Source organism: Pseudomonas sp. TWP3-2 (assembly GCF_049897765.1).
Classification (GTDB): Bacteria; Pseudomonadota; Gammaproteobacteria; order Pseudomonadales; family Pseudomonadaceae; genus Aquipseudomonas.
This window is the reverse complement of sequence record NZ_JAFCWW010000004.1, coordinates 1-17,917: the sequence shown is the minus strand read 5'-3', so window position 1 is coordinate 17,917 and position 17,917 is coordinate 1. Positions and strand designations below refer to the sequence as shown.

Annotated in this window: 12 protein-coding genes; 1 reads left to right on the top strand and 11 read right to left on the bottom strand. The window is 60.4% G+C overall.

The window, feature by feature from the left end; all coding sequences use genetic code 11:
- Window positions 1-44 precede the first annotated feature (44 nt).
- The 7 genes from ACP7EE_RS07740 to tpx all read right to left on the bottom strand — a co-directional run bounded on the left by ACP7EE_RS07740 (window position 45) and on the right by tpx (window position 12,993).
- Entirely contained in the window at window positions 45-791 is a 747-nt protein-coding gene (locus ACP7EE_RS07740) for an SDR family oxidoreductase (RefSeq protein ID WP_426234104.1), read from the bottom strand.
- 183 nt (window positions 792-974) lie between these two features.
- The gene (locus tag ACP7EE_RS07735; protein WP_426234103.1) at window positions 975-3,056 is read right to left on the bottom strand and encodes a putative bifunctional diguanylate cyclase/phosphodiesterase; all 2,082 of its coding nucleotides are present in this window, start codon (window positions 3,054-3,056) and stop codon (window positions 975-977) included.
- A 269-nt stretch (window positions 3,057-3,325) separates the two neighbouring features.
- Window positions 3,326-4,795, bottom strand: coding sequence for an efflux transporter outer membrane subunit (locus ACP7EE_RS07730; protein WP_426234102.1), 1,470 nt, complete (start codon window positions 4,793-4,795; stop codon window positions 3,326-3,328).
- On the bottom strand, window positions 4,792-7,899 hold the full coding sequence (locus ACP7EE_RS07725; protein WP_426234101.1) for an efflux RND transporter permease subunit: 3,108 nt from the start codon (window positions 7,897-7,899) through the stop codon (window positions 4,792-4,794). The genes ACP7EE_RS07730 and ACP7EE_RS07725 overlap by 4 nt, the downstream gene beginning before the upstream one ends.
- Complete coding sequence (locus ACP7EE_RS07720; protein ID WP_426234100.1) at window positions 7,896-11,000, bottom strand: MdtB/MuxB family multidrug efflux RND transporter permease subunit; 3,105 nt, start codon at window positions 10,998-11,000, stop codon at window positions 7,896-7,898. The genes ACP7EE_RS07725 and ACP7EE_RS07720 overlap by 4 nt, the downstream gene beginning before the upstream one ends.
- Window positions 10,997-12,304: an MdtA/MuxA family multidrug efflux RND transporter periplasmic adaptor subunit gene (locus tag ACP7EE_RS07715; RefSeq protein WP_426234099.1), complete on the bottom strand. Its 1,308-nt coding sequence runs from the start codon at window positions 12,302-12,304 to the stop codon at window positions 10,997-10,999. Before ACP7EE_RS07715 ends, ACP7EE_RS07720 begins: the two co-directional genes overlap by 4 nt.
- A gap of 188 nt (window positions 12,305-12,492) precedes the next feature.
- On the bottom strand, window positions 12,493-12,993 hold the full coding sequence (tpx, locus tag ACP7EE_RS07710) for a thiol peroxidase (RefSeq protein WP_258696018.1): 501 nt from the start codon (window positions 12,991-12,993) through the stop codon (window positions 12,493-12,495).
- Window positions 12,994-13,233: 240 nt separating this feature from the next.
- Between tpx and ACP7EE_RS07705 the strand changes: the two genes are divergently transcribed.
- Complete coding sequence (locus ACP7EE_RS07705; RefSeq protein ID WP_426234098.1) at window positions 13,234-13,659, top strand: YciI family protein; 426 nt, start codon at window positions 13,234-13,236, stop codon at window positions 13,657-13,659.
- 15 nt (window positions 13,660-13,674) lie between these two features.
- On the opposite strand, the gene ACP7EE_RS07700 is transcribed toward ACP7EE_RS07705, so the two are convergent.
- From ACP7EE_RS07700 to ACP7EE_RS07685, 4 genes are all read right to left on the bottom strand, one after another.
- A complete protein-coding gene (locus ACP7EE_RS07700; RefSeq protein ID WP_426234097.1) occupies window positions 13,675-14,346 on the bottom strand; it encodes a DUF3313 domain-containing protein in 672 nt (223 codons plus the stop codon).
- A gap of 120 nt (window positions 14,347-14,466) precedes the next feature.
- On the bottom strand, window positions 14,467-15,441 hold the full coding sequence (locus ACP7EE_RS07695) for a hypothetical protein (RefSeq protein ID WP_426234096.1): 975 nt from the start codon (window positions 15,439-15,441) through the stop codon (window positions 14,467-14,469).
- 247 nt (window positions 15,442-15,688) lie between these two features.
- Window positions 15,689-16,168: a DUF934 domain-containing protein gene (locus ACP7EE_RS07690; protein WP_426200981.1), complete on the bottom strand. Its 480-nt coding sequence runs from the start codon at window positions 16,166-16,168 to the stop codon at window positions 15,689-15,691.
- The gene (locus ACP7EE_RS07685) at window positions 16,165-17,838 is read right to left on the bottom strand and encodes a nitrite/sulfite reductase (protein WP_426234095.1); all 1,674 of its coding nucleotides are present in this window, start codon (window positions 17,836-17,838) and stop codon (window positions 16,165-16,167) included. The genes ACP7EE_RS07690 and ACP7EE_RS07685 overlap by 4 nt, the downstream gene beginning before the upstream one ends.
- Window positions 17,839-17,917: the final 79 nt, after the last annotated feature.

Sequence of the window (17,917 nt, the reverse complement as noted above, 5' to 3'; positions counted from 1 at the left end):
CTTGCCCGCGATGAGGCCCGCCCGGACAACACAGCTCTCAGAAATTAACGCCCACCACCCAAATCCACAAAAGTCCCGGTCGCATACGAAGCCTTGTCCGACAGCAACCAGACAATCGCTTCCGCCACTTCATCCGGACGCCCACCGCGGGCCATCGGAATCCCCGACTCAAGCTTGCTGACCCGGTCCGGATCACCGCTCAATGCGTGGAAATCCGTGAAGATGTAGCCCGGCCGCACCGCATTCACCCGAATCCCCTCGCCCGCGACTTCCTTGGACAAGCCGATGGTGAAGGTGTCGAGCGCGCCTTTCGACGCTGCGTAATCAACGTACTCATTCGGCGAGCCCAAGCGTGCAGCAACCGAGGACACATTGACGATGCTGCCGCCCTGCCCGCCATGCTTGGGCGACATGCGCAGGATCGCGTGCTTGGCGCAGAGGATCGGCGCCAGAACATTGGTCTTGAGGATTTTGAGGATGCGAAATTCGGACATTTCGTCGACCCGCGACTTTTGCCCGACGGTACCGGCGTTGTTCACCAGCGCGGTGACCCGACCCAACTCGCTGTCGACCCGTTGAAACAGCGCGATCACTTCGTCTTCGATACTGACGTCGGCACGAACCGCAATGGCGGTGGCGCCGCGTTCACGCACCTGTTCGAGTACATGATGCGCAGCCTGTTCGTCCGACTGGTAATTGATGCAGATTCGATAGCCCTGCTCGGCAGCCAACAATGCCGTGGCGGCACCGATACCGCGCCCGCCGCCGGTGATCACAATGACTTTATCCATGCTGGCTGCTCTCCGAAATGCACTGTTGACAGTCGGGGCCAAGAATAACCGTCACTGCCGGGTTTTGCATGGAGTCTGTGGCGACTGGCAGGACGCCATCGCGGGCAAGCCACGCTCCCACAGGTCCGCCGCAATCCCTGTGGGAGCGGGCTTGCCCGCGATGAACGATGACTCGGTCTGCTGTCAGACCTCGGCCAATTGCTCGCCGCGCACGATGTCGCGCATGAAGCGATCCGCCGGCAGCGGATGGCCAAGCAGATAACCCTGCAACGAATCACACCCCAGTTTGGTCAGGAAGTCCTGCTGCACACCGGTTTCCACACCTTCGGCCACAATGCGCAAACCGAGCGCCTGCCCCAGCGCCACGATCGCGGACACGATCGCCGCGTCATCACTGTCATGCTCCAGATCACGCACGAAACCGCGGTCGATCTTCAGTTCGTTGGCCGGCAGGCGCTTGAGGTACATCAGGCTCGAATACCCGGTACCGAAGTCATCGATGGACAGGTCGACGCCCATGTCCGACAACTCCTGCAACACCATCATGCTGGCGTCGGCATCGCTCATGGCCGTGGTTTCGGTGATTTCCAACGTCAGGCTGTTGGCCGGCAGATGATGGGTGGCCAAGGCTTTGGCGACGCTCTTCACCAGTCCGGCGTGACAGAACTGCAACGCCGACAGATTCACCGCGATCCGCCAATCGGTGTAACCGAGCACATACCACTCGCGCATCTGCCGGCAGGCTTCATTCAGTACCCATTCGCCAATCGGGATGATCAGGCCGGACTTCTCCGCCAGATCGATGAACTTGTCGGGCATCAGCATGCCGTGCAGCGGATGCTCCCAACGCAGCAGCGCTTCGGCACCCACCGGGCGACCGCCAACCGCATCGAATTTTGGCTGGTAATGCAGACTGAATTCGCCGTGTTCCAGCGCCGCGCGCAGATCCTGGAGCAGTTGCAATTGCTTGCGCGCGTTGCTGTTCATCGAAGCGTCGAAGAAGCTGTAGCCGTTTTTACCGCCGCCCTTGGCGTGGTACATCGCGGCGTCGGCGTTCATCAACAATTCCTGCGCGGTTTCGCCGTTACCGGGGTACAGCGCAATACCGACGCTGGCGGAAATCTGCAAGTCGTGGTCGGCGACGCGGAACGATTGCCCGATCAAGCTGACCTGGCGCGCGGCCAGACCCAGCGCATCGTTCGGTTCGCTCAGGCGTACCAGCAGCACGAACTCATCGCCGCCGATCCGCGCCAAGGTATCCAGACTGCGCAGATCTTCGCGCAACCGCACCCCGACTTCACGTAACAGCTGATCGCCCATGTGGTGGCCGAAGGCGTCGTTGACCGGTTTGAAGCCGTCCAGATCGATGAACATCAGCGCGAAACAGCCGCCCTGCTCGTTGACCTTTTTCATCGCCTGATTGATCCGGTCGTCCAGCAGCAGACGATTGGGCAGACCGGTCAACGTGTCGTGCAACGCCAGTTGGGTGAGTTCGCGGTTGGCCACGGTCAGCGAATGCGCCAGATCGGCAGTCCGTGCCTCGAGGCGCGCGTCGAGCACCGACGTCAGCAAGGCGATGGTCAACACTGCCAGCGTGGTGATCAGCACCAGGCTGTCGAGACCGTTACCGTTCAATCCGCTGAGCGCTGCACCGCAAAAACTGCCCTCGGGGAAACGCGCCGCCGCCATGCCGGTGTAGTGCATGCCGACAATCGCCACGCCCATGATGATCGCCGCACCTGCGCGGAACAGCCACACATGGGGCGAATTCTGTCGCAGGCGGAAAGCGATCCACAACGCTGCCGCCGAAGCGCCAACCGCGATCATCAGCGAAGCACCGAACAAGCTCGGATCGTAATCAATACCGGGCGTCATGCGCATCGCGGCCATGCCGGTGTAATGCATGGCGCTGATGCCAGCGCCCATGATCAACGCGCCGAACGCCAGTTGCCACGCCGGCAACTTCGGCTGACTGACCAGCCACAACGCAAAACCACAGGACAGCACGGCAATCACCAGCGACAGCGCAGTGATGCCGACGTCGTATCCGAGATTTATCGGCAGTTTGAAAGCCAGCATGCCAATGAAATGCATCGACCAGACGCCGATGCCCATGGCGAACGCACCACCCGCCATCCAGAAATGCACGGCGCGGCCTCTGGCCGTGGCGATGCGCCCGGTCAGATCAAGCGCGGTGTACGACGCGAGAATCGCCACACACAGCGAAATGAAAACCAGGGTGAAGGAATAACTACCGATGAGCATGCGAATTCTCGTGACCACCCCGCCGTACTGCGTCCGTTCTCAGCGGGGCCAAGGCGGCGATTGTACTGATTGCACGGAAGAACGCACTGACAAACTGAGCAATTGGCCATCAAGCCGATGAAACGCTTGTTTTATTGTTCTACAACGCTCTAGCACGGTGGCTCGGTTCATGTAGGAGCTGCCGCAGGCTGCGATCTTTTGACTTTGTTTGGCGTAATCAAGATCAAAAGATCGCAGCCTGCGGCAGCTCCTACAGGATCGGATCCAGCCTATGGGGTTTCGGTGGGTTCGAGCTCGCCGTCCCAGCCGCCGCCCAATGCGGCAATGAGTTGCACGCTGGCGATCAGGCGGTTCTGCAGGATATTGAGGACCGTGCGCTCGTTGCTCAGTGCGGTGGCCTGCACCGTGACAACGTCGAGGTAGGCAATTACGCCGGCCTTGTACTGGTTTTCGGTCAGGCGCAAGGAATCACGTGCAGCATCCAGCGCTTCCTGGCGTACGGCCGCTTCGTCTTCGTACACCTTCAATTGGATCAGATAGTTTTCAACTTCGCGAAAGCCGTCGAGCACGGTCTGGCGGTATTTGGCCACGGTCTGGTCGTAGACCGCTTCGGTGCGGTCGACTTCTGCCGAGCGGATACCGCCGTCGAACAGTGGCAGGGTCATTTTCGGGCCGACCGACCAGAAGCGGTTGGGCAGGCTGATCAGGTTCTGCGAGGTGCTGCTGCTGTAACCGCCACTGAGGCTGAGAGACAAGTCTGGGTAATAGGCGGCTTTGGCCACACCGATGTTGGCGTTGGCGGCGATGACCGAGCGTTCGGCCGAGGCGATGTCCGGGCGGCGTTCGAGCAATTGCGATGGCAGACTCAGCGGAATCTGCGGGAGCTTGGGAATGTCCTGGCTTTCGGCAATGCTGAACTGCGCCGGCGGCTGACCGGTGAGCACCGCGATCGCGTTTTCAAACTGCGCGCGCTGCCAGATCAGATCGACCAGATCACCTTGGGTGGTTTTCAGCTGAGTCTGCGCCTGCGCCACTGCATCACGCCCGGAAACGCCCGCGTTGTACTGGTTCTGAGTCATTTTCAGCGAGCGCTGATAAGCCGCGACGGTCGATTCGAGCAAGCGTTTCTGCTGATCGATCACGCGCAATTGCAGATAGTTTTGCACCAGTTCCGACTGCTGACTCAGACGCATCGCTGCCAGATCGGCAAAACTTGCCTGAGCGCTGGCCTGGTCAGCCTCCAGACCCCGGCGCAATTTGCCCCAGATATCCGCCTCCCAACTGACGCCCAATTCGGCGTTGTAGGTGTCACGAATGCCGCTGGAAGAACTGCTCAGGCTCGAACTGCTGCTGCCGGTGCCTTGGCTGGAGCGGGTCTTGCCGACGCTCAGATCAACGCTTGGGTAAAACGCGCCGCGCGCGCTACGCACCAACGCCTGCGCCTGACGATACTGAGCTTCTGACTGGGCGACGGTCTGGTTCGAGCTGTTGAGTTTCTCGATCAGTTCGTTGAGCTGGCGGTCGCCATAAAGCTCCCACCACGCGCCACGCGCCAATGAATCGCTCGGGTTGGCCTGACGCCAGCCCTCGGCCTCTTTGTACTGAGCGATTTCAGCGGTTTGCGGGCGCTGGTAGTCCGGGCCGACGGCGCAGGCACTGAGCATCACCACACACAGTGACAGGCTCAACAGACGCGAACCGCGAACAGTGGCCAGAGTGAAAAGCGAACGGTCGGTCATAGCGGAGTTTCCAGAGCAGCATCAGTACGCACGCCACGCCATTTGTTGAAGCGATGGCGCAGCTTGTCGAGATAGAGGTAAACCACCGGGGTGGTGTAAAGGGTCAGGACCTGGCTGAAAATCAGCCCGCCAATAATGGTCAGGCCCAGAGGCTGGCGCATTTCCGCGCCTTCGGCACGGCCGAGCAGCAATGGCAAGGCACCGAGGATTGCCGCCAGCGTGGTCATCAGGATCGGGCGCAAACGTTGCAGGCAGGCGCTGCGGATCGATTCCAGCGGCGACAGTCCTTGATGGCGCTCCAGTTGCAGCGCGAGGTCGATCATCAGGATCGCGTTCTTCTTCACCACGCCGATCAGCAGGAACAATCCGAGCAACGAGATCAGGCTGAATTCACCGCCCAGCGCATAGATCGACAGCAGCGCACCAACCCCGGCCGATGGCAACGTGGACAGAATGGTCAGTGGGTGAATGTAGCTTTCGTACAGCACGCCAAGCACCAGATACACCGCCAGCAACGCACCGAGAATCATGAACGGCTGGCTTTTCTGCGTGGCGGCGAAGGCGTCGGCGGTGCCGGCCATTTTCGCGATCACGTCTTCCGGCAATCCGACCTTGGCAATCGCCCGCTCGATGGCAGCGCCACCCTGCTCCACCGTCACGCCTTCGGCCATGTCAAACGCGATGCTTTCAGAGGCGAACTGGCCTTCATGGCTGACACGGTCGTTTTCCAGACTGTTTTCGTAATGGGCGAAGGTCGACAGCGGAATTCGCGCGCCATCGGCGGTAATCACTTGGACCTGCTTGAGCGTCACCGGATCCTGGGCATATTTCGGATTGACCTCCATCACCACTTGATACTGGTTGAGGCTGTCGTAGATCGTCGAAATCTGCCGCTGGCTGTAAGCGTTGTTGAGCACAGCGGTGACCATCTCCATATCTACGCCGAGACGTTTGGCCTGATCCCGGTCGACAATCAGCGTCACCTGCTGAGCCCCTCCGCCCTCGCGGGCATCGATCGCGGTCAGTTCCGGCAAGGCTCGCAGCGCGGTCACCACTTTCGGGTACCACTCGCGCAAGGCCCCCAGGTCACCGCTTTGCAAAATGTAGCTGTACTGCGACGTGGTCTGTTCGCGGCCACCGCCAAATTGCAGGTCCTGATCGGCCATCAGCATCAGTTGCGCGCCCGGCACCTTGGGCATTTCCTTGCGCATGCGCTCGATGACTTTCTGCGCCGAGAGGTTACGCTCCTTGATCGGTTTCAGACGCACCAGCATGAACGCATTGTTGGTGCCGTTGCTGCCACCAATGAAACCGGCAACGCTTTCTACTGCAGGGTCCTTGAGCACTTCGCGGCGGAAGATTTCCATCTTCGGCTGCATCACGCTGAACGAGAGTCCGTCATCGCCACGCACGAAGCCGATCAACTGGCCGGTGTCCTGCTGCGGCATGAAAGTCTTCGGCACCACCACATACAGCGCGACGTTGACCCCGACCGTGACGAACAGGCTGAGCAGGGTCAGGCGCCGATGGCGCAGCACCCAGTCGAGGCTGGTGGCGTATTTGCCGACCATCCAGTCGTTGGTGTGGCGGCTCCAGCGTTGCAGGCGATTTTCCTGACCGGGCGTATGCGGTTTGAGCCAGCGCGCGCAGAGCATCGGCGTCAGCGTCAGCGAAACCACCAGTGACACCACGATGGCTGCAGCCAGCGTGATCGAAAACTCGCGAAACAGGCTTTCGACAATCCCGCCCATGAACAGAATCGACAGGAACACCGCCACCAGCGACACGTTCATCGACAACAAGGTAAAACCGACTTCCTTGGCCCCAAGGTACGCGGCCTGCATCGGCTTGACGCCTTCGTCGATATGCCGGGAGATGTTCTCCAGCACCACGATGGCATCGTCCACCACCAGCCCGGTGGCGAGAATCAGCGCCATCAGCGACAGGTTGTTCAGCGAGAATCCGTAGAGGTACATCACGGCGAAGGTGCCGACCAGCGACACCGGTACCGCCAGCGTCGGAATCAACGAAGCGCGGAAGTTACCGAGGAACAGGTAAACCACCAGAATCACCAGCGCCACGGCGATCAACAGGGTCATTTCCGCTTCGTGCAGCGTGGCTTTGATCACCGGCGAGCGGTCCATCGCCAGATTCAGTTTGACGCTGGCCGGTAACACCGCTTGCAGCGCCGGCAACTGGGCTTTGATCTCGTTGACCGTTTCGATGATGTTGGCGCCGGCCTGGCGGTTGATCACCAGCAGCACCGCCGCGTCATCGTTGAAGAAGCCGCTGTTGTAGCGGTCTTCGACGCCATCGCTGACCCTGGCCACGTCTTTCAGACGCAACGCGGCGCCATCGGCGTAGTGGATGATCAGCGATTCGTAATCCTTGGCTTTCTCCAACTGGTCGTTGGCCTGGATCTGCCACAAGCGCTGGTCGTCTTCGACCGAGCCTTTGGGACGGCGCACGTTGGCTTCGGCGATGGTCTTGCGCACATCGTCGAGCGCCACGCCGTACTGGTTCAGCGCTTGCGGTTCGAGTTCGATGCGCACCGCCGGCAGCGAACTGCCACCGATCTGCACTTCACCGACGCCCTGCACCTGCGAAAGGCTCTGCGAAAGGATGGTCGAGGCCAAATCGTACAACTGACCTTTTTCCAGCACGTCCGAAGTCAGCGACAAGACCATGATCGGCGCTTGCGACGGGTTGACCTTCTTGTAGGTCGGCATGCTGCGCATCCCGCTCGGCAGCAGGTTGCGCGAGGCGTTGATCGCCGCTTGCACTTCGCGCGCCGCGCCGTTGATGTCGCGGTCGAGGTCGAATTGCAGAATGACCCGGGTCGAGCCTTGGCTGGAACGACTGCTCATGGTGTTGACGCCGGCAATCGCGCCGAACGAGCGCTCCAGCGGCGTCGCCACGGTCGAGGCCATGACTTCCGGGCTGGCACCGGGCAGGCTGGCCTGCACCACGATCACCGGGAAATCCATTTGCGGCAGCGGCGACACCGGCAGCAGGCCGAAGCTCACGCCACCGAGCAGCATGATCGCCAGGCTCAGGAGCATGGTCGCCACCGGGCGCTTGATGAAAGGACCGGACAGGTTCATGGCTGTTCTACCGGCTCCACGGCCGAAGGCGCGCGGCCCCAGCGCCGACCGAGACGGTCGAAGTACAGGTAGATCACCGGCGTGGTGAACAGCGTCAACACTTGGCTCAGCAGCAAACCGCCGACCATTACCAGACCCAGCGGTTGACGCAATTCAGCGCCGGAACCGGTCGCCAGCATCAGCGGCACCGCGCCAAACAGCGCAGCCAGCGTGGTCATCAGGATTGGCCGGAAGCGCAGCAGCGCGGCTTGATAGATCGCGGTTTCCGGATCCATGCCCTGATTGCGCTCAGCATCGAGGGCGAAGTCGATCATCATGATCGCGTTCTTCTTGACGATGCCGATCAGCAAAATGATGCCGATGATCGCGATCATCCCCAAATCGTTGCCACTCAGGAGCAACGCCAGCAAGGCGCCGACGGCCGCCGACGGCAGGGTCGAGAGAATGGTGATCGGGTGGATGTAGCTCTCGTAGAGCACGCCGAGCACGATGTACATGGTCACCACTGCTGCAAGAATCAGCAGCAAGGTGCTCGACAGCGAAGCCTGAAAGGCTTCGGCCGCGCCCTGGAACTGGGTCTGCACACCGATCGGCATGCCGATGTCTTTCTGCACCTGCTCGATCACGTCCACCGCATGCCCCAGCGCCACACCGGGCGCGAGGTTGAAGGACATCATCACTGCCGGAAACTGGCCGATGTGGGTGATCGCCAGTTGCGCCTGGCGTTCTTCGACATGCGCCAGACTCGACAGGCGAACCTGACCGCCGTCGGTGGTTTTGACGTGAATCTGATCCAGCGCCTGCGGGCCGATCTTCTCGCCGGACTGCGCTTGCAACACCACGCGGTACTGGCTGGCCTGGGTGTAAATCGTGGAAATCTGCCGTTGGCCAAAGGCGTCGTACAGGGCATCGGTGATGTTCGACACCGACACGCCGAGGCGCGAAGCCGCATCGCGATCGATCACCAGGAACACCTGCAGACCCTTGTCCTGCAAGTCGCTGGCGACGTCGGTCAGTTCCGGGCGCTGCGCCAATGCTTCGACCAGTCGCCCGCTCCACTGACTGAGCAGTTCGGAGTCTGGCGAGGACATGCTGAATTGGTATTGCGTGCGGCTGACCCGGTCTTCGATGGTCAGATCCTGCACCGGCTGCATGAACAGGCGGATGCCCACCAGTTTGTCCAGTTGTGGTTGCAGGCGAGCTATCACCTCAGTCGCGCTCAGATCGCGATCAGCGTGAGACTTGAGGTTGATCAGCAAGCGGCCGCTGTTGAGCGTGGCGTTATCGCCGTCGATCCCGATGTAGGACGACAGGCTTTCCACGGCGGGATCTTCAAGAATCACCTTGGCCAGTGCCTGCTGGCGCTCGCCCATCGCCGCGAAGGAGATCGACTGCGGCGCTTCCGAGATGCCCTGAATCACACCGGTGTCCTGCACCGGGAAGAAACCTTTCGGCACCACCATATACAGCACGACCGTCAGCGCCAGTGTGCCGATGGCCACCAGTAGGGTCAGCGGCTGATGCTTGAGCACCCACTGCAACTTGCGCCCGTACGCGGCGATCATCCAGTCGATGACCGCGCCGCTGGAACGGTAGAACCGGCCCTGCTCGTGCGGCTCAGGCTCTCGTTTGAGCAAACGCGCGCACATCATCGGCGTCAGGGTCAGCGAGACCACCAGCGAAATCAGGATCGCCACCGCCAGGGTGATGGCGAACTCGCGGAACAACCGCCCGACCACATCGGCCATGAACAGCAGCGGAATCAATACCGCGATCAGCGACAGGGTCAGGGAAATCAGGGTGAAGCCGATCTGCTTCGCGCCTTTGAGCGCAGCCTGCATCGGGCTGTCGCCCTCTTCAATGAAACGCGCGATGTTCTCCAACATCACAATCGCATCGTCGACCACAAAACCGGTGGCGATGGTCAGTGCCATCAGCGTCAGGTTGTTCACCGAGAACCCGGCCAGGTACATCACGCCGAAGGTGCCGATCAGCGACAGTGGCACGGCAATCGAGGGAATGATCGTCGCGCTGGCGCGGCGCAGAAACAGGAACGTGACCATCACCACCAGCGCGATGGCAATCAACAGTTCGTGCTGCACGTCGGTGACCGAGGCGCGGATGGTCTGGGTGCGGTCGGTGAGCACGGTGACTTCGAGGCCGGCCGGCAAGTTGTCGGTGATGCTTGGCAGTAACGCCTTGATCCGGTCAACCACTTCGATCACGTTGGCGCCCGGCTGGCGCTGGATATTCAACAACACCGCTTGATTCTGGTTGGCCCACGCGGCCAGGCGCTCGTTCTCGGCGCCGTCGACGATTTCCGCCACATCTTTCAGTCGCAGCGGCGCGCCATTGGCGTAGGCCAGAATCAGGTTGGCGTAATCCTTGGGTGAAGTCAGTTGGTCGTTGGCATCGAGCATCGACACCCGGGTCGGGCCGTCGAAGTTACCCTTGGGCTGATTGACGTTGGACGCACCAATCAAAGTGCGCACGTCCGACAGGTTCAAGCCGTTGGCCGCCAGTGCTTCCGGGTTGACCTTGATCCGCACCGCCTGACGCTGACCGCCAGCGATGCTGACCATGCCGACGCCGCTGATCTGCGCGATTTTCTGCGCCATGCGCGTATCGACCAGATCGTTGAGCTTGGGCAGCAGCATGGTTTTCGAGGTGATGGCCAGGGTCAGTACCGGGGTGTCCGCCGGGTTGACCTTGTTGTACACCGGCGGCGCCGGTAAGTCGGTCGGCAGCAGATTGGTCGCGGCGTTGATCGCGGCTTGCACCTGTTGTTCGGCGACGTCCATGTTGATGTCGAGGCTGAAGCGCAAGGTCAGCACCGAGGCGCCCCCGGAACTGGTCGAAGCCATCTGCGTCAGGCCCGGCATCTGCCCGAATTGGCGCTCCAGCGGCGCGGTCACGGCGCTGGTCATCACGTCCGGACTGGCGCCGGGGTACAGCGTCATGACGCGGATGGTCGGGTAATCGACCTGTGGCAAAGCCGAAACCGGCAACAAGCGATAAGCGATCAGACCGGCCAGCACGATGGCCAGCATGCTCAGCGTAGTGGCTACCGGACGGAGGATGAACAGCCGCGAAATGTTCATGCGCCCTTCTTGGCCTTGTCGGTGACAGCGGCGTCAGCCGGGGTGGCGGCCGATTTGCCTTGCAGGTGTTCGGTCGGAGTGGTCGGCACGTCCTGGCTGTCGTTGACCACTTCCACTTCGCTGCCTTCTTTCAAGCGGTCGGTGCCTTCCAGCACAACGCGGTCACCAGCGGCGAGACCTTCGGTGATGACAGTGTTGTCGCCGTCGCTGGCGCCGATTTTCAACTGGCGGATGGTGACTTTTTTGTCGCCGTCCAGCGCATAAACGAAGGTGCCGTTGGTGCCGAACTGAATCGCCGCCGACGGTGCCAGCACGACGCCTTTCAGCGTGTCAGCCAGAAGGTGGATGTTGACGAACTGATTGGGGAACAGCGACTGATCGCGGTTTTCGTAGCGTGCCTTGAATTTCAGGGTGCCGGTGGTCACGTCGATCTGGTTGTCGAGACTTTGCAGTACGCCGGTGGCTTGCAGTTTTGTGTCACCGCGATCCCAGGCTTCGGCCGGCAACTTGGCGCCGCTGCGGTAGCGCGCGAGCACGGTATCGAGGGTGTTTTCCGGCAGCGTGAAGGCAACGCTGATTGGCTGGGTCTGGGTGATGACCGCAATGAATGTGGTGTCATTGGCGGTGACCAGGTTGCCAACGTCGATCTGCCGCAGGCCAACGCGGCCGGCAATCGGCGCGCGAATCTTGGTGAATTCGAGATTGAGCTTGGCGTCGTTGACCGCCGCCTGATTGGTCTTCACGGTGCCAAGATACTGGCCGACCAGCGCTTCAGCGGTGTCCAGTGTCTGTTTGGCAATGCTGTCTTCCTTGAACAGGCCGCGATAGCGCTCGACGTCGACCTGGGCGTTTTTCAGTTGTGCCTGATTCTGCAGCAAGGTGCCTTCAGCCTGCAGCAAGGCGTTCTGGTACGAGCGCGGGTCGATCTCTGCCAGCAGGTCGCCGGCCTTGACCATCTGCCCTTCTTCGAAATGGATCTTCACCAGTTCGCCGCCAACCCGGCTGCGCACATTGATGGTGTTCAGCGCCGTCACCGTGCCCAAGGCTTTGTAGTACAGCGGGAAGTCACCCTTGACCGCCGGCGCCACGCGCACCGGAATCGGCCCGGCCGCACCGCCGAAGCCCGGACGCATCATCCCCGAACGGCCCGTATGCCCGGCCGCAGCCTTGTCTGCGCCCTCCTTGCTAGCAGAGCCTGCCGGCCAGAATTTCCAGCACAGAACGGCGATGACCAACAATACAAGCAGGCTGATCAGCCAGCGACGGGAGTTACGGGGGGACGATTGCATGGAGTGATTAACCATTGGGCGCGTGGGCTTCTTCTACGGGAGGCTGAACGATAAGCACTGATGGGGGTAAAGCAAAGCAGCTTTACCGGCAATTTACCTTCAACTTACGTTTCAAGGTGTGAGGCAAAACACTGATACACAAATGAAAACGGCCTGGACAGGGCCAGGCCGTTAACAATTGTAAAAACGCTGTTTGCGAATGCTTATTTAAGCACTGCCAACGCTGCGTCGTAGTTCGGCTCTTCAGCGATTTCCTTGACCAGTTCGCTGTGCAGCACGTTGTCGTTTTCGTCGAGCACGACCACGGCACGTGCAGTCAGGCCTTTCAGCGGGCCGTCAGCGATGGCCACACCGTAGTTTTCGATGAACTCGGCGCCGCGCAGGGTCGACAGGTTCTGTACGTTTTCCAGACCTTCGGCGCCGCAGAAGCGTGCCTGAGCGAACGGCAGGTCAGCCGAAATGCACAGCACCACGGTGTTGGCCACGTCATTGGCCTGAGCGTTGAACTTGCGCACGGAGGTGGCGCAGGTCGGGGTGTCGACGCTTGGGAAGATGTTCAGCACTTTGCGTTTGCCGGCGAAGCTCGCCAGGGTCACGTCGGACAGATTGCCGGCAACCAGAGAAAAGGCTGGTGCCTTGGAACCGGCTTGTGGCAACTGGCCGTTGACTTGAACCGGGTTGCCTTTAAGAGTGACTTGAGCCATGAACGTAGTCCTTCTGAACGTTGTTGTTAAGAATTTCTGAGAGGCCGAAGTTAACCACGAAATTGTCCGACGACCTATGGTTGAACTGAAATTGTCATGGTTGTGCACGCGAAACTGGATACAACCAGCGGGCCCCTACAGGGGGTCTGCGGTGATTCTTGTTTTTTTCTCGATTTGTCGATTCGGGTTTCGCTCATTCGACTACACCGTGAATAGCCGCAAAACCACCGGAGAAAAACCATGCGCTTCATGATCATCGTCAAAGCCAGCCCGGATTCCGAAGCCGGGGTCATGCCCAGCGAAGAACTGCTCACCGCCATGGGCAATTACAACGAGGAACTGGCCAAGGCCGGCATTCTGGTCTCGGCCGACGGCCTTCACCCCAGCAGCAAAGGCGCGCGCGTACGTTTCACTGGTGAAACCCGCAGCGTGATCGACGGCCCGTTCGCCGAAACCAAAGAGCTGATCGCCGGCTACTGGATCTGGGACGTGAAATCCAAAGACGAAGCCATCGAATGGGTCAAACGCTGCCCGAATCCGATGCCCGGCACCGATGCCGAAATCGAGATTCGCCAGGTGTTCAGCGCCGAAGACTTTGGCGCTGAATTCACCCCCGAGTTGCGCGAACAGGAAGAACGCATTCGCGACCAGTCCAGAAAAGCCTGACACCTGGAACGTTGGTTATTTGGATTTGAGCTTGAGGTAGGACTGATGCAGATCCGAAGCCCAGCCATCTATCACGTTTTTAACGTCACTGGCGTGCATCACCTGCGAATCGTTTTGCAGCGGTTTGCCGGTGCCTTTGCGCACGACTTGAGCGAGCACATGGTTGTTGCCGCCATCGAGAAACACCGCTTCAGTGGCCAGCGTGGTTTCCTGATCGCGAATGCCGCTGGCCGTGCTGACCGCCGCCGCCACCAGTGCAATCGGAATCACTTCATACGGTTTCAGACCTTCAGTCTTGCTGCTGACTGCGGTGATCGCCGCACGCACCACAATCACGCCCGGGCCAGGAGCAGCGGCCAATGGCAGCGACTTGCCGAGCTCACGTTTGAGCGCCTGATCGTAATAACCGGTGATGCCATTGAGGGTCTGCTGCGGAATTTTCACCGTAGCTTGCGGCTTGGGATAGAGCTGAGTCGGCTCGATGTAAACACTGGTGAACTTGCGGGTGTCGAGCTTGGGATCCATCCAGCGCATCACCTCGGCGCCCGACGGCGATTTGGCTTCCCTGAGCTGGCTGTAATCTTTCAGGAAGCCGGAGTACTCATCGGGAGCGACGGTTTTGCTGGAGCAGCCCACCACTCCGAGCGTGGCAATGCACAGCGTGCTCATCATTACTGCTAGCTTCATGCTGTAACTCCTGTCAGATGTTCGGATTTATTGCGCGGGGGAAATACAGTTATAGCTAAACCCCGGTTTTTTGCGTTCGCCGAACGCAAAATTCGCGCAACCGATCACAAGCACAGTTGATTACCAGGAAGAAGTCTCACCACTCCTCATCTTCATCTCGCGCCGACTGTTCGCGCGCATCGCCTTGATCAACGATACCGTCCCCACCAGCAAGATCGCCGCGCCAAACAGGAAGTCGATGTTGTACAGCTGAAAGTCCTCCACCGGCCCCACCAGCAACACCCGCACTACGGCAATCCCCACCAGCGTCGCGAGGAAATCGATCCCCGGCTCTTCGCGGAAGAACACTAGCAGCAACGGCAGGCACAGCACCAGCAACAGCATGAACACCAGAACCTTGAACGACCCTTTACGCTCGACGCTGAACGCGCATTCATGCCGGCCGTAAGCCTTGTAGTCTTCGTCGCGGATCATCGAGTTGTTCTCGTTGATGTAGTCGACGCGGTTGTACTTCTGGATGGGCGTGAAGGTGTTGGACATCTCCATCAGCGTGGTGATGTTCTTGAAGCGCAGGTCAACGCGTTCGGTGCCCTTGAGGTAATAGAGCACCGGTTTGTAGCCGTAGCGGTAGGTGTCGAAGGGGAATTCGGTGACGCGGCCCTGAACGCCGATCGGCCGCGATTCGAGTTCGGCGAACGCGCTTTTGTTGGTCGCCGCCAGGTTACGGCTCAGGGGCAGAACTTTCACCTGTTCGAGGAAGATCGGTGTGACGCCGTACGACCATTGCAACGGCTCCAGCCGCAGGCGCAGTTCGTTACGGCCGAGGTCGTAGCGGTTGAAGGTGCGCTCGGAAACCACCACCGCGCCGCTGAGCATGAACTCGCCGCGCAGGTTGTTGGTGATGCGCAAAGTCAGTTGATCCTTGCCCAGCAGCGCCGCTTCATTGGACGGCGGCGTGCCGCACCACGCGGTGCTCTGGTTGGCGCCGCCCAACTGGCCGTCGCGGTTTTCCTTGAACACGTAAAAATAGCTGGCCCACAGCATCAGCATCAAAAGCAACGCCGTGAGGCCCAAGATCTTTTTGCCCACAGTCACAAACAGACTCCCTTCTTCGTTCCGTCGTCCAGCCGAAAACCCGCTGGCGGCGAGGACTCTACCAAAAGGCCAGCATCGACCCAAGGAGAAATCCCGAAATGGGCAGCTATCTAAGGGTTTCCCCTGCGCTCGAGTCCACACAAAACCTGTGGCGAGGGAGCTTGCTCCCGCTTGGATGCGCAGCATCCACTCTTTTTTGGGGCCGCTACGCAGCCCAGCGGGAGCAAGCTCCCTCGCCACAAAAGAATCAGCGCCGACGAAATAACGGGCGTGGCTCGATCACCGAGCGGCCGTACAGCACGCTCATCCCGGCCAAACCCTTCAGCGCATCCTCTGCAGATTTGTCCTCGCGCACGGCAAAGCTGTCAAACCCGCACTGGCGCATGTGGCTGAGTTGATCGCGCAGCACATCGCCAATCGCGCGCAACTCCCCGGCCCAGCCGAAACGACTGCGCAGCAAATACGCCTGGCTATAGGCGCGGCCATCGCGAAAGCTCGGAAAGTCGAGGGCAATCAGCGGCAGTGAGGCCAGCCACGGCAGCAGGCTTTCAACGCCGTCATCCGGCCCGAGCCAAACCGCGTGGGTCGAGGGCGATTCGAGCCAGTGCGCCAGCGGCAGGATCGCCATGGCAGCGGGAAGATCGGTTTCAGGCGAGCGCACCAGCGTCCACGGATCATCCGTGACAATCCGCGCGCCACCCTCCTCCATGCGCAGCAGATTGTTCATGCCGAAACCTCCAGCGCTTTCGGATACACGCGTTCCTTGAACGGCTCCAACCCGATGCGCGCCACCGTATCGATGAACAGCTCCTCGCTTTCGCGATAACGCACAAACGTGCCGATGATCCGCTCGATCACCTGCGGAATCTCCGCAGCGCTGAATGACGGGCCAATCACCTTGCCCAGTGAACTGTTGCGACCCTGCGCGCCGCCAAGGGTGATCTGGTACCACTCGCTGCCGTTTTTATCGACACCCAGAATGCCGATGTTGCCAATGTGATGATGGCCGCAGGCGTTGATGCAACCGGAGATATTCAGGCTGATGTCACCGAGGTCATGCAGATAATCGAGGTTGTCGAAACGCGCCTGAATCGCCTGAGTAATCGGGATCGACTTGGCGTTGGCCAATGCGCAGAAATCGCCACCGGGGCAAGCAATGATGTCGGTCAGCAACCCGACGTTGGCGCTCCCCAGCCCGTGCGCGCATGCCTTTTGCCACAGCGCGAACAGCTGGGATTTCGGCACGTCCGGCAAGACGATGTTCTGTTCATGGGCAATGCGAATCTCGCCGAAACCGAAACGCTCGGACCAGTCGGCCACCGCCAGCATCTGCTGGCCAGTGACATCCCCTGGCGGCGAAGCCTGACCGGGTTTGGTCGACAGCACCACGCTGGTGTAACCCGGCACTTTGTGCGGCTGCACGTTGCGCGCGACCCAGCGGGCGAACGCTGGTGTCTCGGCCATGTGCGTGCCGAACTCCAGATCGGTATTGGCCAGCGCCTTATAGATCGGCGGCACAAACGCGTTGGCGACCCGCTGGAATTCCGCCTCGGTCAACTGCGCCGGGCCGTCCTTGAGGTGCTGCCATTCTTCTTCGACTTCCTTGGCGAACGCCTCGATGCCCAGCGCTTTGACCAGAATCTTGATCCGCGCCTTGTACTTGTTGTCGCGTCGGCCATGGCGGTTGTAGACCCGCAGCACCGCTTCGACGTACGAGAGCAAATGCTGCCACGGCAAGCCGTCACGAATCTGCAAACCGAGGATCGGCGTACGCCCCAGCCCGCCGCCGACGATCACCCGCAACAGCATCTGCCCGTCGCGACCGGGGTAAAGATAAAGGCCGATGTCATGCATCATGATCGCCGCGCGATCCTGCTTGGCCGAGCAGATGGCAATCTTGAATTTGCGTGGCAGAAACAGGAACTCCGGGTTGATCGTCGACCACTGTCGCAGGATCTCCGCCAGCGGGCGCGGGTCGATCAATTCGTCCGCCGCGACCCCGGCAAAGGCTTCGGTGGTGATGTTGCGCACGCAGTTGCCGGAGGTCTGGATCGCGTGCATGTTGACCTGCGCCAGGCGCTCGAGGATGTCCGGCACATCGCTCAGCTCGATCCAGTTGAACTGCATATTCTGGCGCGTGGTGAAGTGGCCGTAGCCGCGATCGTAGTCGGCGGCAATGCTCGCCAGCGTGCGTAGCTGATCGGCGCCGAGGGTGCCGTAGGGAATCGCCACGCGCAGCATGTACGCGTGCTTTTGCATGTACAGGCCGTTTTGCAAACGCAGCGGCAGGAACTCCTCTTCACTCAATTCCCCGCCCATGAAGCGCTCGACCTGATCGCGAAACTGCGCAACGCGCTCGAACACCAGCGCCCGGTCGTAATCGTCGTACTGATACATCGGCCTTCCTCATCAGAGTTTTCTGTGGGAGCGGGTTTAATCGGGATCGCGCCAGATCAGATGGATCTGGCGCGATCCC